Source organism: Actinopolyspora mortivallis DSM 44261, assembly GCF_000384035.1.
Taxonomy (GTDB): Bacteria; Actinomycetota; Actinomycetes; order Mycobacteriales; family Pseudonocardiaceae; genus Actinopolyspora; species Actinopolyspora mortivallis.
In genome coordinates this window covers 2,242,844-2,269,703 of sequence record NZ_KB913024.1, presented here as the reverse complement: position 1 = coordinate 2,269,703, position 26,860 = coordinate 2,242,844, and the positions used below count along the sequence as shown (strand labels likewise).

27 protein-coding genes are annotated in these 26,860 nt (G+C 70.1%); 20 read left to right on the top strand and 7 right to left on the bottom strand.

Annotated features, from left to right (window positions below; all coding sequences use genetic code 11):
• Window positions 1-6: 6 nt before the first annotated feature.
• The 3 genes from ACTMO_RS0110760 to ACTMO_RS23305 all read left to right on the top strand — a co-directional run bounded on the left by ACTMO_RS0110760 (window position 7) and on the right by ACTMO_RS23305 (window position 1,818).
• A complete protein-coding gene (locus ACTMO_RS0110760) occupies window positions 7-948 on the top strand; it encodes an oligopeptide/dipeptide ABC transporter ATP-binding protein (RefSeq protein ID WP_033401886.1) in 942 nt (313 codons plus the stop codon).
• On the top strand, window positions 942-1,583 hold the full coding sequence (locus ACTMO_RS0110755; protein WP_019854699.1) for an ABC transporter ATP-binding protein: 642 nt from the start codon (window positions 942-944) through the stop codon (window positions 1,581-1,583). Before ACTMO_RS0110760 ends, ACTMO_RS0110755 begins: the two co-directional genes overlap by 7 nt.
• An 82-nt stretch (window positions 1,584-1,665) precedes the next feature.
• A complete protein-coding gene (locus ACTMO_RS23305; RefSeq protein ID WP_019854698.1) occupies window positions 1,666-1,818 on the top strand; it encodes a hypothetical protein in 153 nt (50 codons plus the stop codon).
• Window positions 1,819-1,864: 46 nt separating this feature from the next.
• Here the strand turns inward: ACTMO_RS23305 and ACTMO_RS0110745 are convergent, their stop codons facing one another.
• A complete protein-coding gene (locus tag ACTMO_RS0110745) occupies window positions 1,865-3,127 on the bottom strand; it encodes a M14 family metallopeptidase (protein ID WP_019854697.1) in 1,263 nt (420 codons plus the stop codon).
• 191 nt (window positions 3,128-3,318) lie between these two features.
• Here ACTMO_RS0110745 and hisD point away from each other — a divergent pair, with 191 nt between their 5' ends.
• The 6 genes from hisD (at window position 3,319) to ACTMO_RS23300 (ending at window position 10,243) form a co-directional block, all read left to right on the top strand.
• Entirely contained in the window at window positions 3,319-4,632 is a 1,314-nt protein-coding gene (gene hisD / locus ACTMO_RS0110740; RefSeq protein ID WP_026449088.1) for a histidinol dehydrogenase, read from the top strand.
• A 57-nt stretch (window positions 4,633-4,689) separates the two neighbouring features.
• The gene (locus ACTMO_RS0110735; protein ID WP_019854695.1) at window positions 4,690-5,808 is read left to right on the top strand and encodes a histidinol-phosphate transaminase; all 1,119 of its coding nucleotides are present in this window, start codon (window positions 4,690-4,692) and stop codon (window positions 5,806-5,808) included.
• Window positions 5,805-6,416, top strand: a complete 612-nt coding sequence (gene hisB / locus ACTMO_RS0110730; RefSeq protein WP_019854694.1) for an imidazoleglycerol-phosphate dehydratase HisB — start codon at window positions 5,805-5,807, stop codon at window positions 6,414-6,416. Before ACTMO_RS0110735 ends, hisB begins: the two co-directional genes overlap by 4 nt.
• 262 nt (window positions 6,417-6,678) lie before the next feature.
• Complete coding sequence (locus tag ACTMO_RS0110725) at window positions 6,679-7,632, top strand: PLP-dependent cysteine synthase family protein (protein WP_051099071.1); 954 nt, start codon at window positions 6,679-6,681, stop codon at window positions 7,630-7,632.
• Between the two features lie 91 nt (window positions 7,633-7,723).
• Window positions 7,724-10,036 carry an FdhF/YdeP family oxidoreductase gene (locus ACTMO_RS0110720; RefSeq protein WP_026449086.1) on the top strand — a complete coding sequence of 771 codons (2,313 nt, stop codon included), beginning with the start codon at window positions 7,724-7,726 and terminating at the stop codon, window positions 10,034-10,036.
• Between the two features lie 54 nt (window positions 10,037-10,090).
• On the top strand, window positions 10,091-10,243 hold the full coding sequence (locus ACTMO_RS23300; protein WP_019854691.1) for a hypothetical protein: 153 nt from the start codon (window positions 10,091-10,093) through the stop codon (window positions 10,241-10,243).
• 163 nt (window positions 10,244-10,406) lie between these two features.
• Here the strand turns inward: ACTMO_RS23300 and soxR are convergent, their stop codons facing one another.
• Complete coding sequence (soxR, locus tag ACTMO_RS0110710; RefSeq protein WP_019854690.1) at window positions 10,407-10,868, bottom strand: redox-sensitive transcriptional activator SoxR; 462 nt, start codon at window positions 10,866-10,868, stop codon at window positions 10,407-10,409.
• A gap of 75 nt (window positions 10,869-10,943) precedes the next feature.
• Between soxR and hisH the strand changes: the two genes are divergently transcribed.
• The 5 genes from hisH (at window position 10,944) to hisI (ending at window position 13,833) form a co-directional block, all read left to right on the top strand.
• Window positions 10,944-11,579 (top strand): imidazole glycerol phosphate synthase subunit HisH, encoded by a 636-nt coding sequence (gene hisH / locus ACTMO_RS0110705; protein WP_019854689.1) that lies wholly within the window; start codon window positions 10,944-10,946, stop codon window positions 11,577-11,579.
• The gene (locus ACTMO_RS0110700) at window positions 11,576-11,788 is read left to right on the top strand and encodes a hypothetical protein (protein ID WP_245556124.1); all 213 of its coding nucleotides are present in this window, start codon (window positions 11,576-11,578) and stop codon (window positions 11,786-11,788) included. Before hisH ends, ACTMO_RS0110700 begins: the two co-directional genes overlap by 4 nt.
• 83 nt (window positions 11,789-11,871) lie before the next feature.
• Window positions 11,872-12,606: a bifunctional 1-(5-phosphoribosyl)-5-((5-phosphoribosylamino)methylideneamino)imidazole-4-carboxamide isomerase/phosphoribosylanthranilate isomerase PriA gene (priA, locus tag ACTMO_RS0110695; RefSeq protein ID WP_019854687.1), complete on the top strand. Its 735-nt coding sequence runs from the start codon at window positions 11,872-11,874 to the stop codon at window positions 12,604-12,606.
• Window positions 12,607-12,670: 64 nt separating this feature from the next.
• On the top strand, window positions 12,671-13,444 hold the full coding sequence (hisF, locus tag ACTMO_RS0110690) for an imidazole glycerol phosphate synthase subunit HisF (RefSeq protein ID WP_019854686.1): 774 nt from the start codon (window positions 12,671-12,673) through the stop codon (window positions 13,442-13,444).
• The gene (gene hisI / locus ACTMO_RS0110685; RefSeq protein WP_019854685.1) at window positions 13,441-13,833 is read left to right on the top strand and encodes a phosphoribosyl-AMP cyclohydrolase; all 393 of its coding nucleotides are present in this window, start codon (window positions 13,441-13,443) and stop codon (window positions 13,831-13,833) included. Before hisF ends, hisI begins: the two co-directional genes overlap by 4 nt.
• Before the next feature lie 7 nt (window positions 13,834-13,840).
• Here the strand turns inward: hisI and ACTMO_RS0110680 are convergent, their stop codons facing one another.
• Window positions 13,841-14,473: a TetR/AcrR family transcriptional regulator gene (locus ACTMO_RS0110680; protein WP_019854684.1), complete on the bottom strand. Its 633-nt coding sequence runs from the start codon at window positions 14,471-14,473 to the stop codon at window positions 13,841-13,843.
• A 69-nt stretch (window positions 14,474-14,542) separates the two neighbouring features.
• Between ACTMO_RS0110680 and ACTMO_RS0110675 the strand changes: the two genes are divergently transcribed.
• The 6 genes from ACTMO_RS0110675 to lgt all read left to right on the top strand — a co-directional run bounded on the left by ACTMO_RS0110675 (window position 14,543) and on the right by lgt (window position 21,133).
• Window positions 14,543-16,174, top strand: a complete 1,632-nt coding sequence (locus ACTMO_RS0110675) for an anthranilate synthase component I (RefSeq protein WP_019854683.1) — start codon at window positions 14,543-14,545, stop codon at window positions 16,172-16,174.
• The gene (locus tag ACTMO_RS0110670; protein ID WP_019854682.1) at window positions 16,171-16,800 is read left to right on the top strand and encodes a Trp biosynthesis-associated membrane protein; all 630 of its coding nucleotides are present in this window, start codon (window positions 16,171-16,173) and stop codon (window positions 16,798-16,800) included. The genes ACTMO_RS0110675 and ACTMO_RS0110670 overlap by 4 nt, the downstream gene beginning before the upstream one ends.
• A 318-nt stretch (window positions 16,801-17,118) precedes the next feature.
• The gene (gene trpC / locus ACTMO_RS0110665; RefSeq protein ID WP_019854681.1) at window positions 17,119-17,931 is read left to right on the top strand and encodes an indole-3-glycerol phosphate synthase TrpC; all 813 of its coding nucleotides are present in this window, start codon (window positions 17,119-17,121) and stop codon (window positions 17,929-17,931) included.
• Window positions 17,932-17,939: 8 nt separating this feature from the next.
• Complete coding sequence (gene trpB / locus ACTMO_RS20920) at window positions 17,940-19,223, top strand: tryptophan synthase subunit beta (protein WP_019854680.1); 1,284 nt, start codon at window positions 17,940-17,942, stop codon at window positions 19,221-19,223.
• On the top strand, window positions 19,220-20,035 hold the full coding sequence (gene trpA / locus ACTMO_RS0110655; RefSeq protein WP_019854679.1) for a tryptophan synthase subunit alpha: 816 nt from the start codon (window positions 19,220-19,222) through the stop codon (window positions 20,033-20,035). Before trpB ends, trpA begins: the two co-directional genes overlap by 4 nt.
• 48 nt (window positions 20,036-20,083) lie before the next feature.
• Entirely contained in the window at window positions 20,084-21,133 is a 1,050-nt protein-coding gene (lgt, locus tag ACTMO_RS0110650) for a prolipoprotein diacylglyceryl transferase (RefSeq protein WP_019854678.1), read from the top strand.
• 21 nt (window positions 21,134-21,154) lie between these two features.
• Here lgt and ACTMO_RS0110645 read toward each other — a convergent pair whose 3' ends face one another.
• The 4 genes from ACTMO_RS0110645 to ACTMO_RS0110630 form a co-directional block, all read right to left on the bottom strand.
• Entirely contained in the window at window positions 21,155-21,946 is a 792-nt protein-coding gene (locus ACTMO_RS0110645) for an ABC transporter ATP-binding protein (RefSeq protein ID WP_019854677.1), read from the bottom strand.
• Between the two features lie 57 nt (window positions 21,947-22,003).
• Window positions 22,004-23,083 carry a FecCD family ABC transporter permease gene (locus ACTMO_RS0110640; protein ID WP_019854676.1) on the bottom strand — a complete coding sequence of 360 codons (1,080 nt, stop codon included), beginning with the start codon at window positions 23,081-23,083 and terminating at the stop codon, window positions 22,004-22,006.
• 8 nt (window positions 23,084-23,091) lie between these two features.
• A complete protein-coding gene (locus ACTMO_RS0110635) occupies window positions 23,092-24,048 on the bottom strand; it encodes an ABC transporter substrate-binding protein (protein WP_019854675.1) in 957 nt (318 codons plus the stop codon).
• Between the two features lie 345 nt (window positions 24,049-24,393).
• Entirely contained in the window at window positions 24,394-26,688 is a 2,295-nt protein-coding gene (locus ACTMO_RS0110630) for a HelD family protein (protein WP_019854674.1), read from the bottom strand.
• Window positions 26,689-26,860 lie beyond the last annotated feature (172 nt).

Below are 26,860 nucleotides of genomic sequence, written 5' to 3'. Positions count from 1 at the left end.
GACGACATGTCGGTGCGTTTCCGACTCGGTGGTCGACGTGCGGCAGAGTCGGTGTACGCGGTCACCGACGTGCGGCTGAGGCTGTTGCCGGGGCAGGTGCTCGCGCTCGTGGGGGAGTCCGGTTGTGGCAAGTCGGTGCTGGCCTCCTGCCTGCTGGGGCTCCTCCCGGACAACGCCCAGGTGCGTGGCCGGGCCCGGGTGGGTGGCCGGGGCGGGGAGGTGGAGCTGCTGTCGGCCTCCGAACGGGTGCTGTCCCGGCACGTCCGGGGGCGCCGGATAGGACTGGTCCCCCAGTCCGCGAGCACGCATCTGACCCCGGTGCGCACCGCGCGGTCCCAGCTGGTCGAGACGGTGCGTCACCTGCGTGGACGGGGCAGGGAGGGTGAGGTGGACGAACTCGCCCGCCGGGTCGGACTGGCCCCGCGGGACCTCGACCACTACCCGCACGAGCTCTCCGGCGGCATGGCCCAACGTGTCGCCGTGGCCTCGGCTTTGGTGGGGGATCCTCCCGTGGTCGTCGCCGACGAACCCACCACGGGACTGGATCGTCCGCTGGTGGAACGTACCGTGGACCTGCTCGCCGAACTGGCGGACCGGGACCGGGGGGTGCTGTTGATCACCCACGACCTGGACGCGGCCCGGCGTGTCGCCACCCACGTGGCCGTGATGTACGCCAGTCGTCTCGTGGAGACCGGTCCGGCCGCCGAGGTGTTCGAACGTCCGTGGCATCCCTACACGGTGGGGCTGCTCAACGCTCTGCCCGAGGCCGGTTTCGAACCGATTCCCGGCCGACCTCCCGCCCTGACCGAACTCGACGTCCTCGAACGGAAGTGGGGTTGCGTGTTCTGCCAACGTTGTCCGGACATGCCCGGGGTCTCTCCCTGTGACGGAAACCCGGAACTGGTCGCCCACGGGGACCGTGCCGTCGCCGCCCATCCGCCATGCTGAGGGGACGGGGGCTGGTGGCCGGCTATCGGCGGGGGCGGCCCGTGCTCGACGGGGTGGACCTGGACCTTCCCCGCGGCGAGGTGCGGGGGTTGGCCGGGCCCAGCGGCTGTGGGAAGTCCACCCTGGCGCGGGTGCTCGCGTTGTTGCACCGCCCCTGGTCCGGTGTGGTGGAGTTGGACGGAAGACCGGTCGGCGGGTTCCGGCACGCCGCCTCCCGGCGGGAACGGACCTCCGTCGGTGTCGTCTTCCAACAGCCGCGTCCCGCCGTGGATCCCCGGATGTCCCTGCGCCGCGTGCTCGCCGAGCCCCTGCTGGCCACCGGTCGGGGGGAGGTCGCCGGGAGAGTGGCGGAGCTGGCGGAACTGACCGGTCTCGACGAGGAACTGCTCGACAGGCTTCCGCACGAGGTCAGCGACGGCCAGTTGCAGCGTGCCTGTCTGGGCAGGGCGCTCGCGCTGCGGCCGCGTTACCTCGTCTGCGACGAGATGACGGGGATGCTGGACGCCTCCACCACGGCGGCCCTCGTCCGTGTGGTCGAGGAGCAGGTACGTCGGGAGGGGACCGGAGTGCTCGCCGTCAGTCACGACGAGTCCCTGCTGCGCGCGTGGGCGGGGGGCGATGTCATCCGGCTGTGAGGCGTCCGGATGTGGCAGGGTGAGGTGGATCGCCGGCGCCACGCCGCCGGCCGGCAAGCCCAGATGGTTGTGGAGAGCATTGATGAGTGAACAGACCACGTTCATGCAATGGCGCGAACGCGCGAAGTCGGAGATCCGGCAGGAGCATCCGCAGCTGCGTTGGTTGTTGCTCACCGCCGGGGCCGTGGTGGTGCTCGCGCTCCTGGTGGGCGTCGTCGTCCTGCTGCTGGGGTGAACGTCCGCGCGGGCCCACCCCTGTGGAGTGGGCCCGGCGGGGTCGTTCAGCGACCGCTCTCCTCCAGCAGGATCGACACCGCCTCGTCGTTGCGGCTGGTTTCCCGCTGGATCACCTCGTCCGGCGGGTAGAAACCGTCGAGTCCTCCGCTGCTCGGGTACATCTCGAAGGTGAACGACAGGATTCCGTGCTCGGCCCACATCCAGTCGTTGACGCTGCCGTCGGTGACGTAGAGGTCACTGGACTGCATGGGGGTGTAGCCGTTGGTCGCCGCCATGCTCCTGCCGATCGAGGCGAACCTGCGGTACTCCTCCTCGGTCATGCCCGGAGCGGTGTCGGCCGTGGTGTAGCCGTAGGGCCACAGCACCAGTTCGGAGAAGGTGTGGAAGTCGATGTGGCCGGTCAGCTGCTGCGTGCCGTCCACCACCCTGGACTCCACGAAGTCCCGGATCGCGGAGGTCTCCGGAGCGGAGAACGGTGCCGGGCCACGGTAGGTCGGTGAGCTCGGACTGCCGCTGGAGCCGCCGCAGCATCCCCACTTGTGGCCCCAGTTCCGGTTCAGGTCGACCGGGGCGGGTTCCCTGTTGCGGCGCCAGCCCCGGTAGTAGGTCCCGCCGACGTCGTAGACGACCCCGTCCGGGTTGACCATCGGGACCACCCAGATCTCCCGGCTGTCGACCGTGTCGGTGATCGCCGGGTCACTGCCGTAGTTGTCGGTGTAGCGCCGCAGGATGTGCAGGCACATCTCGGCGGTCAGGTGTTCCCGTGCGTGCTGGTTGCAGGTGAACAGCACCTCGGGTTCGTTCTCGTCGGTGCCCGCGTTGTCGCTGATCTTCACGGCGGGGATGTCACGCCCCTGTGCGGAACGCCCCACGCTGGTCCTGTCGACGATCCCGGGGTGCTCGGTGGCGGCGGTGTCCACTTCCTCGGTCATCTCGGAGTAGGTGTGGTACCCGCTGTCCTCGGGTGGGAAGTCCCCGGGGGCGGCTCTGTCCGAGGATCCACGGTTGGGGACCGCCGCCCGGGACAGCCGCATCCCCGCCGAGCGTAGCCGCCGGGCCTGGTGCTCGTCCGCCTCGACGAAGGCGGTGTCCCCGGTCAGGGACAGCACCAGGGCGCCGGTGCGCTGGATCTCGGTTCGGGTCCGGCTGTCGGTGTCAGTGATCCGGTACACGGACGTGGCTGTGCCCCCGTCGGTGCCGGAACCACTGCCGTGGCGTTGTTCGGCCGCCGACTGGGTGGCGGGCAGCGCCAGCAGACATGCCGCGACGGACAGTGCCGCCGTGGCCCGTCGTCGTGATGCGCGCATGGTTTCTCCGATCGGTCGCGGATCAGGATCATCCGAGACTCGCTCCGATCACGGCGTGTGACAACCTACGTACGTGTGAGTCGGACTCCGCCGTTCCGGTGGGCGACGAGGGCGACGCGGGGGAGCAGCCGGTCGGGTGCCCGTCCCCCGCGGGCTATCCTGGCGACAGCGACGTTTGCGGAAGGATGTCCATGCTCAGCCGAATTGACCTGCGCGGTCGGGAACCCTCCGTGGGAGAGCTACGCACCAGGCTGCCCCGAGCCGGGATGGACGTGGAACACGCGCTGTCCGCCGTGCGCCCGGTGCTCGACGACGTGGCCGAGCGGGGCGTGCCCGCTGCCCTGGAGCACACCGAGCGCTTCGACGGAGTGCGTCCGGAAGGGGTCCGGGTTCCCTCCGGGGAGCTGCGGCGCGCCCTGGACGAGCTCGATCCGGAGGTGCGCAAGGCCCTGGAGGTCTCGGCGGAACGTGCCAGAAGGGTGCACGCCGACCAGCGGCGTGCGGACGTGACCACCGAGGTGACCTCCGGGGGGACGGTCACGGAACGCTGGGTTCCGGTCGCCAGGGTCGGCCTGTACGCCCCTGGAGGACTCGCGGCCTACCCGTCGAGCGTGGTCATGAACGTGGTCCCCGCCCAGGCCGCCGGGGTGGAGTCCCTGGTGGTGTGTTCCCCTCCCCAGACCGAGTTCGGAGGACGGCCGCACCCCACCACCCTGGCCGCCGCCGCGCTGCTGGGGGTCGACGAGGTGTGGGCCGTCGGCGGGGCCCAGGCGGTCGGTTTGCTCGCCTTCGGCGGCTCCGACACCGACGGGACACCGCTGCGGCCGGTGGACATGGTCACCGGCCCGGGCAACGTCTACGTCACGGCGGCCAAGCGCCGGCTGCGCAACGTCATCGGCATCGACGCCGAGGCGGGACCGACCGAGATCGCGATCCTCGCCGACGACACCGCCGACCCGGCACACGTGGCCGCCGACCTGATCAGCCAGGCCGAGCACGACACCCTGGCCGCCAGCGTGCTCGTCACCCCCTCCGAGGAGTTGGCCGGGGCCGTCGACGAGCAACTGCGCGAACGTGTTCCGGCCACCAGGCACGCCGAGCGGATCCGTGCGGCACTGACCGGACAGCAGTCCGGCTGTGTGCTCGTCGACTCGCTGTCGGAGGGGATCCGGGTGGTGGACGCCTACGCCGCCGAACACCTGGAGATCCAGACCGAGGACTCCTCCGCGGTGGCGGCCCGGGTGCGGAACGCGGGGGCGATCTTCGTGGGACCCTATGCCCCGGTCTCGCTCGGCGACTACTGCGCGGGCTCGAACCACGTTCTCCCCACCGGGGGGTGCGCCCGGCACTCCTCCGGGCTGAGCGTGCAGAGCTTCCTGCGCGGCATCCACGTGGTGGACTACACCAGGCAGGCGCTTCACGAGGTCGCCGACCATGTCGTCGCCCTGGCCGACGCGGAGGACCTGCCCGCGCACGGTGCGGCCGTGACGGCCCGCTTCGCATGAACGGTTCGGCATCCGGGAGCGGCGTGTCCGAACGACCGACGAATTGGTGGGAATCCGATGAGTGACGTGATCGGCGGCGAGACGACGCTGGCCGATGTCCCCCTGAGGGAGGATCTGCGGGGGCGCAGTCCGTACGGTGCTCCCCAGCTGGACGTTCCGGTGTTGTTGAACACCAACGAGAACCCGTTCCCTCCTCCCCGGGAGCTGGTCGAGGACGTCGTCGCCGAGGTGCGGGAACAGGCGGGAAGACTGAACCGCTATCCGGATCGGGACGCGGTGGCGTTGCGGACGGATCTGGCCGCCTATCTCACCGGCGCCACCGGGATGGCGGTGTCGGCGGCCAACGTGTGGGCGGCCAACGGTTCCAACGAGGTCCTTCAGCAGGTCCTGCAGGCCTTCGGTGGCCCGGGCCGCACCGCCCTGGGTTTCGAGCCCTCCTACTCGATGCACCCGATCCTGGCCTCGGGCACCCGTACCGAGTGGGTGCCCGCCCCGCGCCGTGCCGACTTCACCCTGGACGGGGCCGAGGCTGCCGCCGTGGTCGCCGAACGCGACCCGGACGTGGTTTTCGTGACCAGCCCGAACAATCCCACCGGGCAGTCGGTGGGATTGGCGGACCTGCGGGCCGTGCTGCGTGCCGCCCGGGGGTTGGTCGTGGTGGACGAGGCCTATGTGGAGTTCTCCGAGCGACACAGCGCGGTGGAACTGATCGAGGAGTTCCCCGCCCGGCTCGTCGTCAGCAGGACCATGAGCAAGGCCTTCGCCTTCGCGGGCGGGCGGCTGGGCTATCTCGTCGCCTCTCCCGCCGTGGTCGAGGCGTTGCTGCTGGTGCGGTTGCCCTACCACCTGTCCTCGGTCACCCAGGCCTCCGCCCGCGCCGCGCTGCGCCACTCCGAAGCGACCCTGGGCGGGGTCAAGCTGTTGGTGGACGAGCGCGCCCGTGTGGTGGGCAGGTTGCGTGAGCTCGGGTTCAGCCCGGTTCCCAGCGACGCGAACTTCGTGCTGTTCGGTCGGTTCCCCGACGCTCACCGAGCCTGGGAACGGTACCTGGACTCGGGGGTGTTGATCCGCGACGTGGGAATCGAGGGCCATCTTCGGGTCACCATCGGTTCGCCACGGGACAACGACGCCTTTCTCGCGGCCAGCGAGCACGTCAGTGAGGAGATCGTCAAGTGAACTCGCCTTCCCGGATCGGAAGCGTGCAACGGGAGACCAGGGAGTCCGCGGTCACCGTGGAGCTGAACCTGGACGGCCACGGTCGGGTGGAGGTGGACACCACCGTGCCGTTCTACGACCACATGCTGCACTCCCTGGGAACCCACGCCGCTTTCGACCTGCGGGTGCGGGCGCGGGGGGACACCCACATCGACGCACACCACACGGTGGAGGACACCGCCATCGTGCTGGGACAGGCCCTGCGGCAGGCGCTCGGCGACAAGTCCGGCATCCGCAGGTTCGGTGACGCCTGGATCCCGATGGACGAGACCCTGGCCCACGCGGCCGTGGACGTGTCCGGACGCCCGTACTGCGTGTTGGACGGCGAACCGGAACAGTACAACTCCTTCACGATCGGGAACAACTACCCGTTCGTGCTCAACCGGCACGTTTTCGAGTCCCTGGCCTTCCACGCGGGGATCAACCTGCACGTCCGTGTGATCCACGGCAGGGACCCGCACCACATCACCGAGGCCCAGTACAAGGCGGTCGCCCGTGCTCTCCGCGCCGCCGTCGAGGTGGATCCGAGGTTCGCGGACGCGGTCCCCTCCACGAAGGGGACCTTGTAGCGGTTCCCGCACCGGCGCGTGGGGTGGGACTCCACCGGGTGCCGCTGCCCGCGTCGTTGGCCACGGGCCGGTTCTCCCGGGGGTGGTGCGGCGTGCCCGTACTCCTCGTCACTCACCCGGACGGGGCTGCTGGGGCGGTCGCTCCTTGACAGCGCGCCGCATGAACAGCAATGTTGCTTATTGAGCAATGTTGTGTGTATCGCGCAACACGGCGTGTGTACACGGGGCTCTGCCGCCGGGACGACGAGGACAGGGGGTCCCCATGGGCAGGTCGTCGACAACGAGGGTGGGATCTCCGGCCGTGCCACCCACCCACGAGCACGGTTCCACCGGTTCGATCCTGAGTGCGATCGGGGACACCCCACTGTTGCTGGTGGAGGGGATACGGGCGAAGGCCGAGTTCCTCAACCCCTCCGGTTCGATCAAGGCCCGGGTGGCCGCCTACATGATCGAACGTGCCGAACGTGCGGGCCTGCTGCGTCCCGGCGACACCGTGGTGGAGGCGAGCAGCGGCAACACCGGCAACGCCATGAGCATGGTGGCCGCGGTCAAGGGTTATCCGATGCTCGTGGTGATGCCCCGGGAGGTCAGCGCCGAACGCGCCGCGATCTGCCGCGCCTTCGGGGCCGAGACGCGGACCGTCGGCGACTTCCACGTCAACGAGGCTCTGGAGACGGCCAGAACCCTGGGGCGTCAGCCCGGCTACTTCGCGCCCCGGCAGTTCGACAGCGAGTGGAACGTCGACGAGAACCGCACCTGGCTCGGTCCCGAGATCCTGCGGCAGCTCCCCACCGGGGTGGTTCCCGACGCCGTGGTGGGGGGTGTGGGTACGGGAGGAACGGTCATCGGCGTGGGGCAGGCCTTCCGCGCGGTCAACCCCTCCTGCCGTGTGATCGCGGTCGAACCGAACGAGTCGTGCACCCTGGCCACCGGCGAGGTGGACAAACACCTCATCGAGGGGATCTCGGACGGCTTCGTGCCCGACGTCTTCGCGCGCCACCGCGACGAGGTCGACGAGATCGTCGCGGTGGACAGTGCCGAGGCCCTGGAGCAGACCCGGCAACTGGCGCGTCGACACGGACTGTTCGTCGGCCCCTCCTCCGGAGCACACTTGGTGGCGGCGAAACGGATCAGACGGCGCAACCCCGAACTCCGGGAGATCGTGACCTTCCTGGCCGACGAGGGTGAGAAGTACCTCACCGAGCACTTCGACTGAACACGGTGCACCGTCGTGACCGGTGGCGGGGCACCCCGAACGGACCGGGCCGAACAAGAGGGCCGGACTCGCAGGGAAACGGGTGGATCGCGTGACAAGGCGCAATTCCGACGGCGACATCGACGAATCGGAACTCGACGTGCGCGCACCGGAACGGGCCGCGGTCGGTGTGAACGGGATCACCGTGGCGTTGCGACGCAGCCTGGAGCAGATGGGGGTGGCCCGGACGGCCAGAACCCTGCCGCTGCTGAACCAGCGCGACGGGTTCGACTGTCCGGGGTGTGCCTGGCCCGACCCTCGTGAGGAGGAGGGGGACTCCCGCAAGGCCGCCGAGTTCTGCGAGAACGGAGCCAAGGCGGTCGCAGAGGAGGCGACCAGGCGCACCGTGGACGCGGACTTCTTCCGCACGCACCCGATCGAACGGTTGGCCGAGCACACCGACTACTGGCTGGGGCAGCAGGGAAGGCTGACCCAGCCGGTGATCCGACGTGAGGGGGACACCCACTACCGCCCCGTCGACTGGGACGAGGCCTTCCGGGTGGTGGCCGACAAGCTCCGGGAGATCGGAGCCGAGCACACCGCGTTCTACACCTCGGGCAGAGCCAGCAACGAGGCGGCGTTCTGCTACCAGCTGTTGGCACGTTCCCTGGGGACGAACAACCTGCCCGACTGCTCGAACATGTGTCACGAGTCCTCCGGCACGGCCCTGAACGAGACGATCGGCGTCGGCAAGGGATCGGTGAGCCTGTCCGACGTGGAGAACGCCGACCTCGTGGTGGTGATGGGGCAGAATCCGGGGACCAACCATCCGCGGATGCTGTCTTCGCTGGAGCGGGTGAAACAGCGGGGCGGCAGTATCGTCGCCGTCAATCCGCTGCCGGAAACCGGACTGATGCGTTTCCGCAACCCCCAGCGTGTTCGCGGGGTCCTCGGCCCGGGAACCCGACTTGCCGACGAGTTCGCCCAGATCCGCATCGGCGGCGACCTGGCTCTGTTCAAGGCGCTCGGGGCCCTGTTGTTGCGGGCCGAGGACGAGGAACCCGGTACGGTGCTGGACCGCTCGTTCATCGAGGAGTACACCAGCGGCTTCGCCGAGTACGCCGCGCGGGCCCGGGACGTCGACTGGGCCGAGGTGGAACGGCTCACCGGATTGGAGCGTTCCCGGATCGAGCGCATCGCACGGATGTTCGCCGAGTCCCGTGGGACCGTGGTCTGCTGGGCGATGGGGATCACTCAGCACAGGCAGGCCGTGGCGACCATCCGTGAGATCGTGAACGTCCAGCTGCTGCGCGGCATGATCGGAAAACCCGGTGCCGGGGTGTGCCCGGTCCGGGGACATTCCAACGTCCAGGGAGACCGCACCATGGGCATCTGGGAGAGGATGCCCGAGTCGTTCCTGTCCGCCCTGGACGAGGAGTTCGGACTGGAGGTGCCCCGCGAACCCGGTTGGGACACCGTGGAGACGCTGCGTGCCATGCACGAGGGGAAGTGTCGGGCCTTCGTCGGGTTGGGCGGCAACTTCGCCGCTGCCACCCCGGACAGCGCCGCCACCGAACGGGCGCTGCGCGGTTGTGAACTGACCGTGCAGGTCTCGACCAAGCTCAACCGCTCGCACGTGGTCCCGGGGCGCACCGCACTGATCCTGCCGACACTCGGGCGTACCGAACGGGACCGCCAGCACAGTGGTGAGCAGTTCGTGACCGTCGAGGACTCCATGTCGGTGGTGCACACCTCGCGTGGACGGCTCGAACCCTGCTCGCCGCACCTGCTGTCCGAGGTGGCGATCATCTCCCGCCTGGCGCGTGCCCTGCTCGGCGAGCGTCACCCCGTGCCGTGGGCGGAGTTCGAACAGGACTACGACCGGATCAGGGACCACATCGCCACCGTGGTCCCGGGGTGCGACGACTACAACCGCCGGGTGCGGGAGCCGGACGGGTTCGTGCTGCCACACCCCCCACGGGACCGGCGGAGTTTCCCCACCACGACGGGCAGGGCCAACTTCACCGTCAACGTTCCCCACGCGATTCACGTGCCCGAGGGGCGGTTGCTGTTGCAGAGCCTGCGCAGTCACGACCAGTACAACACCACGGTGTACGGGCTGTCCGACCGTTACCGCGGAGTGGAGAACGGACGTCGGGTGGTGCTGGTCAACCGGGAGGATCTCGCCGAACTGGGGTTCGAGGACGGACAACTGGTGGATCTGGTCTCCGAGTGGGCCGACGGCTCCGGCGAGCTCCAGCAGCGTCGCGCCGAGGGGTTCCGGCTGGTCGCCTACTCCACTCCGCGCGGCTGCGCGGCGGCCTACTACCCGGAGGTCAACCCGCTGGTCCCCCTGGACTCGGTGGCCGAGGGGTCCAACACCCCGGTGTCCAAGGCGGTGGTGGTCCGGCTCGAACACCGCTGAGTCGGAAGGGGAGAATGCCACCGTTCCTGTCCCACCACCCCACACGGAGCAGCGGTGCGCGATCTCCTTCCTCTCCTCCTGCTGGCCCTCTCCGGTTTTCTCGCCGGGGGCGCCTACGCGATGTGGAAGAGCAGCCGCCTGTTCGCGGTGACGCTCGCGACCACCGCGGTGCTCGCCCTGGTGGGCGGGGTGCTGTGGTGGTCGTGACCGGGCGTGGGAGGGGCCGCGCGCCGTGGTCGGGACGACCGGACGGTTTCGCGGACCCACCCGGCTTCGGGATACCCGGCGGGGCCGCCGGGTACCTGCTCCCGAGCCCGGGCCGAACCCGGCCGGTCGTTTCCGGAAGGACTCCGCCGGGAACGGGCGGGAATCACAGGCCGCCGTCGTTCTTCGGGCGCAGCAGCGGGGCGGCGGGACCGTTGTCGGCCATCCGGTCGTCCGGGTTGTACAGCGAACACGTGTTCAGCGAGAGACAGCCACAACCGATGCAGCCGGTGAGGCGGTCCCTCAGCCGTCGCAACCCGTCGATGCGGGCGTCGAGCTCGTCCCGCCACCGTTCCGACAACCTCGCCCAGTCGGACTTGCCGGGGGCGTGGTTGTCCGGCAGGGTGCTCAGCGCGTCCGCGATGTCCTCCAGGCTGAGCCCCACCCGCTGTGCCGCGCGGATGAAGGCGAGTCGACGCAGCACACCACGTTCGTAGCGCCGTTGGTTGCCGCTGGTACGGGTCGAGCTGATCAGACCCCGGTCCTCGTAGAACCTGAGTGCCGTGGTCGCGAAACCACTGCGTTCGGCGACTTCTCCGATGGTCAGTTTCGGGGCCGGTTTCGACACGGCTCCAGGATACCGGGGCACCCGTTCGTGTGTGGTCCGCTTCGTGGCCGTGGTGGGCGCCGGTAGGCTGGAGACGTGGCACGAGTCGTCGTACTGGACTACGGGTCGGGCAATCTCCGTTCGGCCGAGCGTGCGCTGGAGCACGCGGGCGCGCGGGTGGAGGTGACCTCCGACCATCAACGCGCGTTCGAGGCCGACGGCCTGGTCGTTCCCGGAGTCGGGGCGTTCTCGGCCTGTATGCGGGGGCTGCTCGAGGTCGGCGGGGACAAGGTCGTCGACCGTCGGTTGAACGAGCGGCGTCCCGTGCTCGGGATCTGCGTCGGGATGCAGATCCTGTTCGAGCGTGGCGTGGAGCACGGGGTCGAGGCCGAGGGGCTGGGGCGCTGGCCCGGCACGGTCGAACGACTCCGTTCCGAACCCCTTCCGCACATGGGGTGGAACACCGTCTCCGCCCCCGGCGACAGCGCGTTGTTCGCCGGTTTCCCGCCGGAAACCCGCTTCTACTTCGTGCACTCCTTCGCCGCGCGTGACTGGCCCGACGCCGCCCGGGGGTTCGAAGAGGGCGGGCAGCCCCGGCTGATCCGGGCCGAACACGGGGACTCCTTCCTGGCCGCCGTGGAGGACGGCGTGTTGACGGCCACCCAGTTCCACCCCGAGAAGTCCGGCGAGGCCGGTATCGGTCTGCTGCGCAACTGGCTGGGGACCCTGTGAGGACCCGTCGGTACGGTCTGATGCGCCCCGGCGGCCCCGCCCGTGTGGTCGCCGCGGTGGTGTGCCTGGGCATGGTGGTCGGATACGCCTCGACGCACCTGCTCGTCTCCGGGGTGTCCGGTTGGGTGGTGCTGTTCGTGGCCCTGCTGGTGCTGGGGCTGCCGCTGGGAGCGGTGCTGCGTTCGGCGACCCGTTCGCGTCGACGCTGACCGCCACCTCCCGATGGGGAGGGGGCCTGTCGACCGACGTGGGTGGCGCCGGCTTCCCCGTGTGCGGATCGTAGGCTTGGGGAGTGACTTTCACGCTGCTTCCCGCCGTTGACGTGGCCGACGGGCAGGCGGTGCGCCTCGTCCGTGGTGCCGCCGGAACCGAGACCACCTACGGGGATCCGTTGCAGGCCGCCCGAGCGTGGCAGGACTCCGGGGCCGAGTGGATTCACCTCGTTGATCTGGACGCGGCTTTCGGGCGTGGTTCCAACCACGAACTGCTGGCCGAGGTGGTGAACCGGCTCGACGTGCGTGTCGAGCTTTCCGGAGGGATCCGTGACGACGCCTCGCTGCGGGCCGCGTTGGAGACCGGGTGCGCCCGGGTCAATCTGGGCACGGCGGCCTTGGAGGATCCGGAATGGACCGCCGGTGTGGTCCGTGAGCACGGACAGCGTGTCGCCGTCGGTCTGGACGTGCGCATCGGGCCGGAGGGACATCGGCTCGCCGCCCGGGGGTGGACCAGGGACGGTGGAGATCTCTGGGAGGTGCTGGACCGTCTGGACCGGGCCGGTTGTCATCGGTACGTGGTCACGGACGTGAGCAAGGACGGGACGTTGCAGGGACCCAACCTGGAGCTGCTGCGGGCCGTCTGTGAACACACCCCCGCCCCGGTGGTGGCCTCGGGAGGTGTTTCCACCGTGGAGGACCTGGTCGCGTTGTCCGAGCTGGAGCCGCTGGGACTGGAGGGAGCGATCGTGGGCAAGGCCCTCTACACCGGCGACGTCACGCTCCCCGAGGCGCTGGCCGCCGTACGCTCCTGAACCGTCACCCTCCCGGAAGGGCGCCGCGTGCCGCTCCGACGGGGCGGGCGCTTACCCTGGAGACATGGCTGTCGCGGTGCGCGTGATCCCGTGTCTGGACGTCGACGAGGGCAGGGTGGTCAAGGGAGTCAACTTCACCGACCTCGTCGACGCGGGAGATCCGGTCGAGTTGGCCCGGTTGTACAACGGTGAGGGAGCCGACGAGCTGACCTTCCTCGACGTCACCGCCTCCTCCGGTGACCGGGAGACCACCTACGAGGTGGTGCGGCGCACGGCCGACCAGGTCTTCATCCCGCTGACCGTGGGAGGGGGTGTGCGCTCCGCGGACGATGTGGATCGCCTGCTGCGTGCCGGCGCGGACAAGGTCAGCCTGAACACCGCGGCCGTCGCGCGGCCGGAACTGCTGGAGACCGCCTCCCGCCGTTTCGGTGCCCAGTGCGTGGTGCTGTCGGTCGACGCCAGGAGGGTTCCGGAGGGCGGAGAGCCCACTGCCTCGGGATTCGAGGTGACCACCCACGGTGGGAGGAAGGGAACCGGCATCTGCGCGGTCGGGTGGGCCGAGCGTGCCGAGAACCTGGGTGTCGGGGAGATCCTGCTCAACTCGATGGACGCCGACGGCACCAAGGAGGGCTTCGACCTGGAGATGATCCGGGCGGTTCGTGCCGCCGTGGGGGTTCCGCTGATCGCCAGTGGCGGTGCCGGCGACAAACACCACTTCGCCCCGGCGGTGCACGCCGGGGCCGACGCGGTGCTCGCCGCCAGCGTGTTCCACTTCGGTCAGTTGACCCTCGCGGAGGTCAAGAACGCCATGCGCGCGGAGGGGATCACCGTCCGATGAGCGGAACGGGAGCGGCCGAACCGGGACTGGCCCCGGCGATCGCGGACAGGCTCAAACGGAACGAGGCCGGGCTGGTCGCCGCCGTGGTGCAGCAGTACGACGACGGCAGGGTGCTGATGATGGCCTGGATGGACGACGAGGCGCTGCACCGCACCCTGACGACCAGGCGGGCCACCTACTACTCCCGGAGCAGGGACAGCCACTGGGTCAAGGGCGAGACCTCGGGAAACACCCAGTACGTACGCGAGGTGCGGCTGGACTGCGACGGGGACACCCTGTTGGTGCTCGTCGACCAGACCGGCCCGGCCTGTCACACGGGGGCGCCGGACTGTTTCGACGCCGACGTCCTGCTGTCCCCCACGGAGACCGGCGGGCACGGGGGAGCGTGAACCGGTCTCAGCGGTTCTCCAGGTCCCCGGTGAGATAGTGCTGCACGGTGGGGGCCATCGTGCGGGTGACCGTCTCCACGTCGGCCTCGTCGAGCGGGGAGAGTCTGATCACGTAGCGGATCATTCCCAGCCCGACCAGCTGTGAGGCGCACAGCGCGGCACGCAGGCCGGTCCGGTCCGCCCGCAGTTCCCGGAGCAACGGCTCCAACAGGGTGCTGGTGAGGAACTCCCGCAGCATCCGTCCCGCCTCCTCCCGGTCGGAGACGCTGCGCACCAGTGCGGTGAACTCACCTCCCCCCGCCTCGTCCCAGGTTCGCAGGAAGGTGCCCAGCACGCGCTCGCCGAGCCGTTCACGGGGACCGTCCAACAGGTCGGGAAGGAGGCGGGCCGGTTCCAGGGGCAGGGACACGGCCGCGGTGAACAGCCGTTCCTTGCCGCCGAACCAGTGTCGGACCATCGCCGGATCCACCCCGGCCCTGCGCGCGATGTCCCGCACCGTGGCCCCGTCGTAGCCGTTCTCGGCGAACGCCGTACGGGCCGCGGTGAGCAGTGCCCGTCTGGTTTCGTCCCCGCCCGCCCGCCGCCCTCTGCGCCGGTTCCCTCCCGTGCTCCGGTGATCCTCGTGCCGCACGGAGGACATCCTCACCGGTGTGGGCAGGGGACGCAATGCCGGGGTTAGTCGCGAGCCCACCGCGGGCGGCCTGCAACAATGGCGGTCATGGTCGGCGACGGTGACATCGGCACTATCAGTCCCTGCCAGGCCGAGTTCCGTGAACTGGCGCGGGGACGCAGAGTGATCCCCGTGGTGCGGCGTCTGCTCGCGGACGACGAGACACCGCTCGGTGTCTATCGCAAGCTCGCCCGGGACGAGTCGGGAACCTTCCTGTTCGAGTCGGCCGAGAACGGGCGTTCCTGGTCCCGCTGGTCCTTCGTGGGGGTACACAGCGCGGCCGCGCTGACGGTGCGTGACGGTCGGACCCACTGGATGGGACAACCCCCGGTCGGCGTTCCCACCGAGGGGGACCCGTTGGACACTCTGCGGGAGACGCTGCGTCTGCTGCACACCGACCCGCTTCCGGGAATGCCCCCGTTGACGGGGGGGATGGTCGGATACCTCGGCTACGACGTGGTGCGTCGCTTCGAACGGATCCCGGAGCTCACCGAGGACGACCTACGGCTTCCGGAGATGGTCATGCTGTTCGCCACGGACCTGGCGGCGCTGGACCACCACGAGGGAATGATCACCCTGATCGCCAACGCCGTCAACTGGGACGACAGCCCGGAGCGCGTGGACGCCGCCTACGACGACGCCGTTCGGCGTCTCGACCGGATGACCGCGAGGCTGCACGAGCCCAGCCCCTCCACCGTCGCCGCCTTCTCCCGAACCGAGCCGCGTTTCTCGCGGTACCGTTCCTCCGAGGAACACCAGCGGGCGGTGCTGCGTGCCAAGGAGGCGATTCAGGCGGGCGAGGCCTTCCAGGTGGTGGTCTCGCAGCGTTTCGAGATGCCCACCGAGGTGCCGGGGCTCGACATCTACCGCATTCTGCGGACCACCAATCCGAGCCCGTACATGTACCTGCTGCGGCTGCCCGACCCCGCCGGCGGGGAGCCGTTCGACATCGTCGGTTCCAGCCCGGAGTCGCTGGTGCGGGTCCGGGACGGGCAGGCCACGACCTACCCGATCGCGGGAACCCGGTGGCGGGGGGTCGACGAGGACGAGGACGTCGCCCTGGAGAAGGAACTCATCAACGACGAGAAGGAACGTGCCGAGCACCTGATGCTCGTCGACCTGGCCCGTAACGACCTGGGACGTGTGTGTCGTCCCGGATCGGTGCACCCGGTGGAGTTCTTCCGGGTGGAGCGCTACAGCCACGTCATGCACATCGTCTCCTCGGTCTCGGGCACCCTCGCCGAGGGGCGGAGCGCCTTCGACGCGGTGCGGGCCTGCTTCCCGGCGGGAACGCTCTCCGGGGCCCCGAAGCCACGTGCCCTGCAACTGATCGAGGAACTGGAACCCGTGCGCCGCGCCCAGTACGGGGGCGTGGTGGGGTATCTGGATTTCGCGGGGAACGCCGACACCGCGATAACGATCCGTACCGCTCTGCTGCGGAACGGAACGGCCCACGTCCAGGCCGGTGGGGGGGTCGTCGCCGACTCCGACCCGGAGGCCGAGGACCGCGAGTGCCTGAACAAGGCCATGACGGTGCTCAACGCGGTGGCCACGGCACAGACCCTGCGGAGTCCGACCACGGTGTCCGGGGGGACTGAAACGGTCGCGGCGGAGTCCGCCCCCGAACCGGCCGACGGGGTTCCGCGGGACGGGAAGGCGAGGTCGGTGTGACCGGGGAAGCCACGGGGGAACCACGCCCCCGCAGAGGCGGCCTGCTGGCCGTGTGCGTGATCGGGATCCTCGCCTCCGCGGTGGGCCTGTGGGCGGCCGGTTCGCTCGTCTGGCTGCGCCAGCGCTACGACACCCCGTTCTCCGGGGAGTCGGTGGCCGAGGTGAGTGGGTCCGTGGTACGCGGCGAGCTCTCCCCGCTGGCGCTGGCCACCCTCGCGGCGATAGCGGCCGTGCTTGCCACGGGCGGGATACTGCGCAGGCTGATCGGGCTGGTCGTGGTCGCCGAGGCCGTATTGCTGGGCTGGCGGCTGTTCGACTGGGCCGACGGTCCCCGGGGAGTCGCGGAGATACCGGGCACTCCGCCGGGCAGTCGGCCACTGGCCGTGGAGGAGGTGTCCCTCTTCGGGCCCGCGCTGATGGGGGCCTCCGCCGTGGTCCTGCTGGTGTGCGGGCTGCTCGTGCTGGTGGCCGCTCGTCGGATGCCCGCCATGGGGGCGAGGTACTCCGCCCCGCGACAGGGCGGACAGACCCGCGATCCGCAGCTGCGTGCCTGGGAGGACCTCGACGAGGGGCGGGATCCCACGATCGACGGGGACGCCGGAACGGGCGAGCCGCCTCGGGACTGAACTCGGCCACCGGAAACGGTGGGTTCGCCCGCCGCCGGGCCTCCCCGGCCCCGCTCGGGCGGGGGGACCGACTCCGCCACGGAGGGGATCCCACGGCCGCCGAACGAGGGAACGCGATGAACACCAGGGACTTAGGTCCTTGGTGCGCTGGGACGTTATTCCGCCCCCTGCGGCGGGTTTCACACCGATCGGGGTTAGCATCGGGAACGCGACCGGCACGGCGGGGAAGGGGAGTGTCGTGATCGAGCGCGATGAGACGATCCGCGCGTATTGCCACCTGCGAACAAGTGTCCGGCCGGCCCTAGGCGAGGTGCCCGCGTGAGCGTTCTGGACACGATCATCGAGGATGTGCGCAAGGATCTGGCCGCCCGCGAGGCGGCGGTGCCGTTCGAGGAGATCAAGCAGCGTTCCTCCGCGGCACAGCCGCCGAAGGACGTGTGGGCGGCGTTGCACGAACCGGGCGTCGGCGTGATCGCCGAGGTCAAGCGGCGCAGTCCTTCCAAGGGGGAGCTGGCCGACATCGCCGAACCCGCGGACCTGGCGGCGCAGTACCAGGAGGCGGGCGCGCGGGTGATCAGCGTGCTCACCGAACAACGCCGTTTCGGCGGCTCCCTGGCCGACCTGGACGCGGTGCGGGCGCGGGTGAGCGCGCCGATCCTGCGCAAGGACTTCATCATCAGCCCTTACCAGGTGCACGAGGCCAGGGCACACGGAGCGGACATGGTGCTGCTCATCGTGGCCGCTCTGGAACAGAACGCGCTGGAGGCGCTGCTGGACCGCGTCGAGTCGCTCGGTATGGCGGCTCTGGTGGAGGTGCACAACGCCGAGGAGGCGGACCGTGCCCTCGAAGCCGGCGGGAAGATCATCGGGGTCAACGCGCGGAACCTGCACACCCTGGAGGTGGACCGGGAGGTTTTCGGGCGGATAGCTCCGGGGCTGCCCGTCGACGTGCTCAAGGTGGCCGAGTCGGGGGTGCGCGGCCCCAGTGACCTGATGGCCTACGCAGGGTCGGGAGCGGACGCCGTGCTGGTCGGTGAGGGGCTCGTCAGCAGCGACGATCCACGAGCGGCTCTGACGCAGTTGGTTACGGCGGGATCGCATCCCGCCTGCCCCCGGCCGAGTCGCGGATAGGAGACCGGATGACAGCACGTGATCTTGGTGGGGCCGCCGACCCGGACGAGCTCGGTTCTCCCGACTCGGGCAGTCACGACCCCGACGAGGGAGGGCACTTCGGCCCCTACGGGGGCCGGTTCATGCCCGAGGCGCTCATCGCCGCCCAGGACGAGCTGGCCGCGGAGTACGACAAGGCCCGCCGCGACCCGGAGTTCGTGGCCGAACTCGACCGGCTGCTGCGGGACTACGCCGGGCGTCCCTCTCCGTTGACCGAGGCCGAACGGTTCTCCGCCCACGCCGGTGGGGCCCGGGTGCTGCTCAAACGGGAGGATCTCAACCACACCGGTTCCCACAAGATCAACAACGTGCTCGGACAGGCCCTGCTGGTCAAGCGCATGGGCAAGCGTCGGGTGATCGCCGAGACCGGAGCGGGTCAGCACGGCGTCGCCACGGCAACGGCCTGTGCCCTGCTGGACCTGGACTGCGTCATCTACATGGGAGCCACCGACACCCGACGTCAGGCGCTCAACGTCGCCCGTATGCGCCTGCTCGGCGCGGAGGTGCGTCCGGTGAGCACCGGCTCGGCCACGCTCAAGGACGCCATCAACGAGGCGCTGCGGGACTGGGTCACCAACGTCGCCGACACGCACTACCTGCTGGGAACCGCGGCGGGAGCCCATCCCTTCCCCCTGCTGGTCCGCAACCTGCACCGGGTGATCGGGACGGAGGCCCGGCAGCAGGTGCTCGAACGCACCGGAGGACTGCCCGACGCGGTGCTGGCCTGTGTGGGTGGGGGATCCAACGCGATCGGGATCTTCCACGGGTTCATCGACGATCCGGGGGTGCGGCTGATCGGTGCCGAGGCCGGAGGGCACGGTCTGGACAGCGGCGAACACGGTGCCGCCCTCACCAGCGGAAGCCCGGGAACCCTGCACGGGGCCCGCTCCTACCTGCTCCAGGACGAGGACGGTCAGATCGCCGAGGCCTACTCGATCTCGGCGGGCCTGGACTACCCCGGGGTGGGGCCCGAACACGCCTGGCTGGCCGACAGCGGCCGCGCGGAGTACCGGGCGGTCACCGACGAGGAGGCCATGGAGGCCTTCCGGTTGCTCTCCCGAACGGAGGGGATCATTCCCGCCGTCGAGTCCGCCCACGCCCTGGCCGCTGCCCTGCGGGTGGGCACCGAACTCGGTCCGGAGGCCGTGCTCGTGGTGAACGTCTCCGGACGCGGGGACAAGGACATGGACACCGCCGCGCACTACTTCGGTCTCGTTCCCGAGGCCGGGATCACGGGAGAGGACCAGCAGTGAGCCTGCAAGAGGTGTTCCGCAACTGCGCCGAACAGCGACGCTCCGCCCTGATCGGCTATCTGCCCGCCGGATTCCCCACCGTGTCCGAGAGCGTCGGGTTGTTCGAGGCCATGGTCCGGGGCGACGGGCACACCCCGGGGTGCGACATCGTCGAAGTGGGGCTGCCCTACTCCGACCCCGTGATGGACGGCTCCACGATCCAGTCCGCCGCCGAGCGGGCGCTGCGGAACGGTTTCCGCGTGCGACAGCTGTTCGACGTGGTCTCGGCGGTGGCCGCGAGCGGGGCGGTTCCCGTGGTGATGAGCTACTGGAACCCGATCCACCGTTACGGTCCGGACGCCTTCGCCCGCGACCTGCGTGCCGCCGGAGGGGCGGGGTTGATCACCCCCGACCTGGTTCCCGAGGAGGCCGGGGAGTGGATGGAGGCCTCGGAGGAGCACCGGCTCGACCGGATCTTCCTCGTCGCTCCCTCCTCCACGGAACACCGGCTGGCGCTGACCGCCTCGGCCGGTACGGGGTTCCTCTACGCCGCCTCGGTGATGGGCGTGACCGGCGCCAGGGAGTCGGTGTCCGACTCGGCGCGGGAGCTGGTGCGGCGCACCCGCGCGCACACGGAGCTGCCGATCGGGGTCGGGCTCGGGGTGCGAACCGCCGAGCACGCGGCCGAGGTCGCCTCCTTCGCCGACGGCGTGATCGTGGGTTCGGCCTTCGTCACCCGTGCCGAGCGGGAGGGGCAGGACGGGGTGTGTGCCTTCGCGGGGGAACTCGGCAGGGGAGTGCGAACCGCCTCCCCGGAACCCGCCGGTGGATGATCCGGAGCCCCCGGCGGGCACGTTTCCGGAGCCCGTTACCGTGGGCACGTGACTGTCGCTCTGCCGCAATCGGCGATCACCCACCTGGCCAACATCCCCAGTCCCGACCGGGGGGTGTGGTTTCTCGGCCCGGTACCCATCCGCGCCTACGCGCTGTGCATCATCGCCGGGATCATCGTCGCGATCGTCTGGGCGGAGCGACGGTGGGTGGCACGTGGGGGACGCAAGGGGGCGGTCACCGACATCGCCGTCTTCGCGGTCCCGTTCGGTCTGGTGGGCGGCAGGCTCTACCACGTCGTCACCGACTACTGGCGCTATTTCGGGCCCGACAGCCCCAATCCCTGGTGGGGAATATTCCAGATCTGGCAGGGCGGTCTGGGGATCTGGGGAGCCGTGGCCCTGGGGGCCGTCGGCGCCTGGATCGGCTGCCGTCGCCGTGGTGTCCCGCTGCCCGCCTTCGCCGACGCCGTGGCTCCCGGTCTGGTCACCGCCCAGGCCATCGGCAGGCTGGGCAACTACTTCAACCAGGAACTCTACGGTTCTCCGACCGACCTGCCCTGGGGCCTGGAGATCTACCGACGGGTGCCGGATCCGGTCACCGGTACGGCCGTCAACCACGTTCCCGTGGAGGTCGTGCACCCCACCTTCCTGTACGAGCTGCTGTGGAACCTGCTGGTGGCGGCCTTGGTCGTCTGGGCCGACCGCCGCTTCCAGATGGGGCACGGCAGGGTGTTCGCGCTCTACGTGGCCGGATACACCGCCGGGCGTTTCTGGATCGAGATGATGCGCACCGATCCGGCCTCCACACCGTTCGACCTCGGCATCAGGGTCAACGTCTACGTGGCCGCGCTGGTGTTCCTGCTGGCGGTGGCCTATCTGGTGCTCGTCCGGCGAGGCAGGGAGTCCCCCGAGCTCCTGTGGGGCCGACCGCTGCCCGGCGATCCGGACTACGGTGCCGCCGGCGACTCCCGCCGGGCGCGGGGTGCCGACTCCTCCGACGGGGAGAACGGGAGCGGTGCGGACTCCGCCGGGGCCCACGACGGCAACCCCTCCGGACGGGACGAGGCACACGGGGACTCCGAGGGTCGCTCGGGCTGAGGCGGCCCGACGGTCGTCCGCTCACCCCGCGGTGCCTGGCGCCGTACGTACGGGAACGACCGCCGGGGAACCGTCCGGTGCGGTCAGCAGACAGACCCGGGCGGAGTAGTGCTCGGCCAGCGTGGCACTGGTGAGCACGTGCTCGGGCGGGCCCTCCGCGTGGACACCGCCTCCGTCCAGCAGCAACAGCCGGTCGGAGTACTGGGCCGCCAGCGTCAGGTCGTGCAGTGTGCTCACGACCGTGGTGCCCCGCTCCCGCCGCAGCTGGTCGACCAGGTCCAGCAGCGCCTGGGCGTGACCGACGTCCAGGCCCGTGGTCGGCTCGTCGAGCAGCAGGACCCCGGTGCCCTGTACCAGAGCCCTGGCCAGCACGGCACGCTGGCGTTCCCCGCCGGACAGGGCGTGCAGGCCGCGGTCGGCCAGACGGGTGAGATCCAGCCGTTCGAGCACCTCCGCCACCGCGATGCGGTCCCGTGCGCTCTCCCGGGCGAGAACGCCCGTGTACGGGGTGCGGCCGAGCAGCACGTAGTCGGTGACGGTCAACCCGATGGGCAGCTGGGGAAGCTGTGGGGCGTAACCGAGCAGTCTGGCCCGCTCACGATGTCCCAGAGCGGCGACGTCACGGCCGTCCACACTCACTCTTCCCGTGTGTTTGACCAGTCCCAACACCGCCTTGATCAGCGTGGACTTCCCCGCCCCGTTCGGTCCGATCACTCCGAGCCAGCTTCCGGACCCCACCCTGGTCGACACCCCGGAGAGCACCGTGCGGTCCCGGTATCCGGCGGTGAGCCCGGACACGGTCACCTCGCTCATGCGCTCACCCCCGTACCGATCCGGTCTCGCACCACCCGGGTCCTCCTTCGGTCCTCGTCAACGGGCTCGGTTCGTGCGCAGCAGGAAGGCGAAGAACGGGGCGCCGGTGAACGCGGTCACCACCCCGATCGGCAGCTCGGCGGGGGCCATGAGGGTGCGCGCCAGCGTGTCGGCCGCGACGAGGAAGCTTGCGCCGAACAGCACCGACAGCGGCACGATCACCCGGTAACTGCCTCCCGAGGTGAGCCGCACCAGGTGCGGAACCACCAGCCCCACGAAACCGATCAGTCCGGACACCGAGACAGCGGCCGCCGTGGCCAGCGAGGCCGCAGCCAGCACCAGGGCCCGTACCCGTCCCGGACGGATCCCGAGGGTGGCCGCTTCCTCGTCGCCGACGCCGAGCAGGTCGAGCAGCCTCCCACAGGCGCACAACACCACCAGCGCGGGCAGCAGCGTGGGCAGCACCACGAGCACGTCGCCCCACCCCGCCGTGCCCAGATCGCCGAGGATCCACATGTACACGCGTTGCAGGGACTCCACGCGCAGCTGTTGGACGAAGGTCTGGGCCGCCGTGAGGAAGGCCCCCACCGCCACCCCGGCCAGGACCAGCGTGGCCGTCTCCGGTCCCGCCGAACGCCCGATCAGCCAGGTGAGCAGCACACCGCCGAGTGCCCCGCCGAAGGCGGCCAGTTGGGTGACTCCGGTGGTTCCGAGTCCGATCTGGGGGACCGTGACGGCCATGACGGTCACGCTCAACCCGGCTCCCGCCGCCGCGCCGAGCAGGTACGGCTCGGCCAGGGGGTTGCGGAACACCCCCTGGAAGGCGGCCCCCGAGATCGCCAACGCCCCACCGACCAGGGCCGCGAGCACCACTCTGGGGACGCGAAGCTGCCACAGGATCGCGGCCTCCCGCTCCGACAGGGGGGAGACCCCGCCGGTGACCTGGGCGCCGATCTCGGCGAGCACACGGTGCCATCCCAGGTCGGCGGCGCCGAGTAGCACGGAGAACAGGCTCACGCCCACGAGCGCGACCACTCCGTGGAGCACGTGGGTCGGGCGCAGGGTGCCGAGGTGTTCCCGCCGAGGGGAGGAGGCGGGTGCGCGGGCGAGGCCGGTGGTGGAGGAAGAGCCGCTCATCCGGCGAGTCAGTCCTCCCGCGCGGAGCGGATCGCCTCGCTGACGTCGCGCGCGAACTCCACCACACGCGGTCCCCATCGGCTGGCGGTGTCGTCATCCAGTTCGTGGACCCGTCCCCGGCGCACCGCCGTCAGGCTGTCCCAGCCGGGCCGTTCGGCGACCTTGTCCGCGGTCACCCCCGCCTCGGTGTCGGCGAGGAAGATCATGTCCGGGTCGGCCCGCAGGATCTCCTCCTCGGAGAGCTTGGGGAACTTCCCCTCGGCCGAGTCGGCGATGCTGTCGGTCAGCCCGAACTTCTCGTAGACGCTGCCGACGAAACTCGTCGAGGAGGCGGCGTAGTGGTTCGGTCCCACCTCGTGGTAGTAGGTCGTGCCCTCCTCCGGCCGGGGTGTCTTCCGGGCCAGTTCGTCCAGCTCGGAGCGCATCCGTTCCACGGTGTCGTCGGCGCCCTCGCCGTGGCCGGTGGCCTTGCCCAGCGTCCTGATCTGTTCGTAGGCGTCCCGGAGGTTCTCGGCGGAGGGGGTGAGCAGGACGGGGACGTCGACCTCCCGGAGTTCGGCGGCCAGTGAGTCCGCACCGCCCGCCTGGGCGATCACCAGATCAGGGTCGTACTCGGAGACGGCGCCCGCGTTGACGTTCAACGCCGAGAAGTCCTCGCGTGGGGCACGCGGCGGGTAGTCCGAGTTCTCGTCCACGGCCACCACCTGGTCACCGGCTCCGATGGCGTAGAGCACCTCGGTCGCCGTGGGACTGAGCGAGACGATCCGTTTGGGTTGTTCCGGAAGGGTGACCGGATCCTGCCCGGACAGCTCGATCCGTACGGGAAAAGCAGCGGCCGGGTCGTCGGTGGAGGGGGGCTGTTGGCCGGAGGGGGACCGGCTCGCGCACGACGTGACTGGAACGAGCAGCGCGAACACGGTCAGCAGCAGAGCCGCACCGCGGCGAAGTCCGATCGTCCGACTCATGGTGTCCTCGGGTTCGGCCGGTGCGGTGCGGAGCCCGCCGCACGACCGGCCGACCCCGCACTCCTACACCGGGAGTGTGCGGTCATCGACGTCGTACGAGGCGACCTGGCTTGGTCCGGTGGAACACGCCCACCGCTGCGGGCGCCGCCGGACTTCACAGTTGCGGAGACAGCACCGGAGTCACACCGGATTTCGCTCGCACGACACCTCCTGGACTGCCCGGAACCGGGCAGCAGGCATCTGAACAGCGAAGATACCATTCGCTGTGGTCGGAGCGTGTCGCAGCCCCGGCGGTGTTCGCCGTCTCCCCGGGCGAACACCCTCAGGAACGGTACGCCAGCGCTCTCAGAGTTCGAGCCCGCCCAACGGTTCGGGCAGATCACCGGTGTGCACCACGGCGAGTCTGGTGGTGCTCCTGGTCAGCGCCACGTAGACGTCGTTGATGCCGCGCTGTGACTCCTCCAGGAAACCGGCCGGATCGACCACGACGACGCTGTCGAACTCGAGTCCCTTCGCCTGCTCGACCGTCAGCACCGTCACGGGGGTCTCCAACCCCTCGGGCTGGGGGCCCACCGTCGCCTCGGGGAGCCGTTCCCGGACCGGGGGGCCGACCTCGGAGAGCCTGCCGGGGGGCAGGAGCACGGCCACCCTGCCACCGTCGACCGCCTCCAGCTCGTCGGCGACGGTCTCGGCGGCGCGGGCGGCCAGTTCCTCCTCGGAGACCCGGACTCCGTACGGTGGAACTCCCGTGCTGCGGACCGAGGTGGGCACCGAGACGTCCACGTCCATCTCGGACAGCAGCGGCGCGGCCAGGGCCATGATCTCGGACGGGGTCCGGTAGTTGATCGTCAGTTCCTCCAACCGCCAGCGCCGTGCCACGTACGGGGAGAGCACCTCGTGCCACGAGGCGGTTCCCGCCGCGGACCCGGTCTGGGCGATGTCACCGACGACGGTCATGGACCGGCTCGGGCAGCGGCGCATCAGCACCCGCCAGGCCATGGCCGACAGTTCCTGGGCCTCGTCGACGATCACGTGTCCGAAGGTCCAGGTGCGGTCCCCGGCGGCCCGCTCGGCGGCCGTCAGGTCGCTGTCCGTGCGGTGGCGCTGCGCCAGCAGGTCGGCGTCGAGCACGTCGGAGACCCGCAGCCGCTCCGGGTCGATGATCTCCTCGTCCTGTTCCATGATGTGCAGCACGCCCTCGGCGTAGGCGAGTTCCTCGCGTTCCTGCCGAAGCTGTTCCTGGCGGTGCTCCGTGTCGTCCTCGCCCAGCAGCTCGGCGAGTTCGTCGAGCAGCGGCGCGTCCGAGGGAGTCCAGGCCGATCCGGGTTCGCGCAGCAGGGTCGCGCGCTGCTGTTCGTCGAAGTACTTGCGTGCCGCCTTGCGCAGCATCTCCGGGGAGGAGAGCAGCGAGTCCAGGACCGTGGGCGGGTCGGTCTCCGGCCACAGCCTCTCCAGGGCCGCGCACACCTCCGGGTCGGCGCGCAGCTCGGAAGCTATGTCGTCGAGGTCGCGCTGGTCCAGCAGGTCCCGCCCGAAGCGGTCGGCCACCTGAAGCGCCAGCGCCGAGAACATCTCGCGCCGGAAGATCTTACGAGCCTCGTTGTGCGGTTTGCGTGACTTGCGCGCCTTGGTTCGTGCCTGGCTGCAGGTGCTCTTGTCGATGGAGAGCGGTTCCCGGTCGAAGGTCACCTCGATGTGGTCACGGGGAACCTGTTGCAGGTCCCGTACCGCCTTGTGCAGCACCGAGACCATCTCGGCCCGTCCCTTGAGTTCGGCCGCCTCGGCGGACTCCGAGCCGGTGGCCACCACCCCCGGATACAGCTCGCCGACGGTGGACAGCAGCACCCCGGTTTCGCCGAGGGAGGGCAACACCTGTCCGATGTAGCGCAGGAAGGTCGCGTTCGGACCGACCACGAGCACGCCGCGCTTGGTCAGCTGTTGCCGGTAGGTGTAGAGCAGGTAGGCCGCCCGGTGCAGCGCCACCGCCGTCTTGCCGGTTCCCGGACCGCCCTGCACCACCAGCACGCCGTTCATGCCGCTGCGGATGATCCGGTCCTGCTCCGCCTGGATGGTGGCGACGATGTCGCCCATCCTTCCGGTCCGGCGTTCGTCCAGCGCCGCCAGCAGCGTGGCCTCCCCGGCCAGGCCGAGGTGACTGCTCTGCTCGGCCGAGTCCAGGTCGAGGACCTCGTCCTCCAGCCCCGTGACCGTGCGGCGTGTGGTGCGGATGTGCCTGCGACGTACGACCCCGTCCCTGGAGGCGGCCGTGGCGAGGTAGAACGGGCGGGCGGCCGGGGCGCGCCAGTCGATGAGCAGCGGCGTGTACTCGTTCTCCTCGTCGAACAGACCGAGCCTGCCGATGTGGAAACGTTCCCCGCTGTCCAGGTCGAGCCTGCCGAAGCACAGCCCGTTCTCCACCGCGCTCAGTTGGGACAGCTTGTCGATGTGCATCCTGGTGGAAATATCGCGTTCGGTGCGCGCCTGGGGGGTCCCCCCGGTCTCCCGGAGGGTTTCGGCGAGACGCCTGCTGTTGTACCGACGCAGCTCGTCGAGCTTGTCGTAGAGCATCGAGACGTACTGCTGCTCGGCAGCGACGCTGTCGGTGTGGTCAAGTTCCCGATCGGCTCGGGTGTCGGACACGACTCCACCTCGTGCGGTCAAGAGCGTTGGGACAGGACGGCTACGCCAAGTGCGGGGCGGCGGTTTCAGGGCCAACACCGCGATCCCGCCGACAGGGCCGACCGACGAGTATACCTCCGGATCGGCTGTGCTCCGCCGCGCAGTGATCCGCTCTGCCTGGGTGACGTGTCGG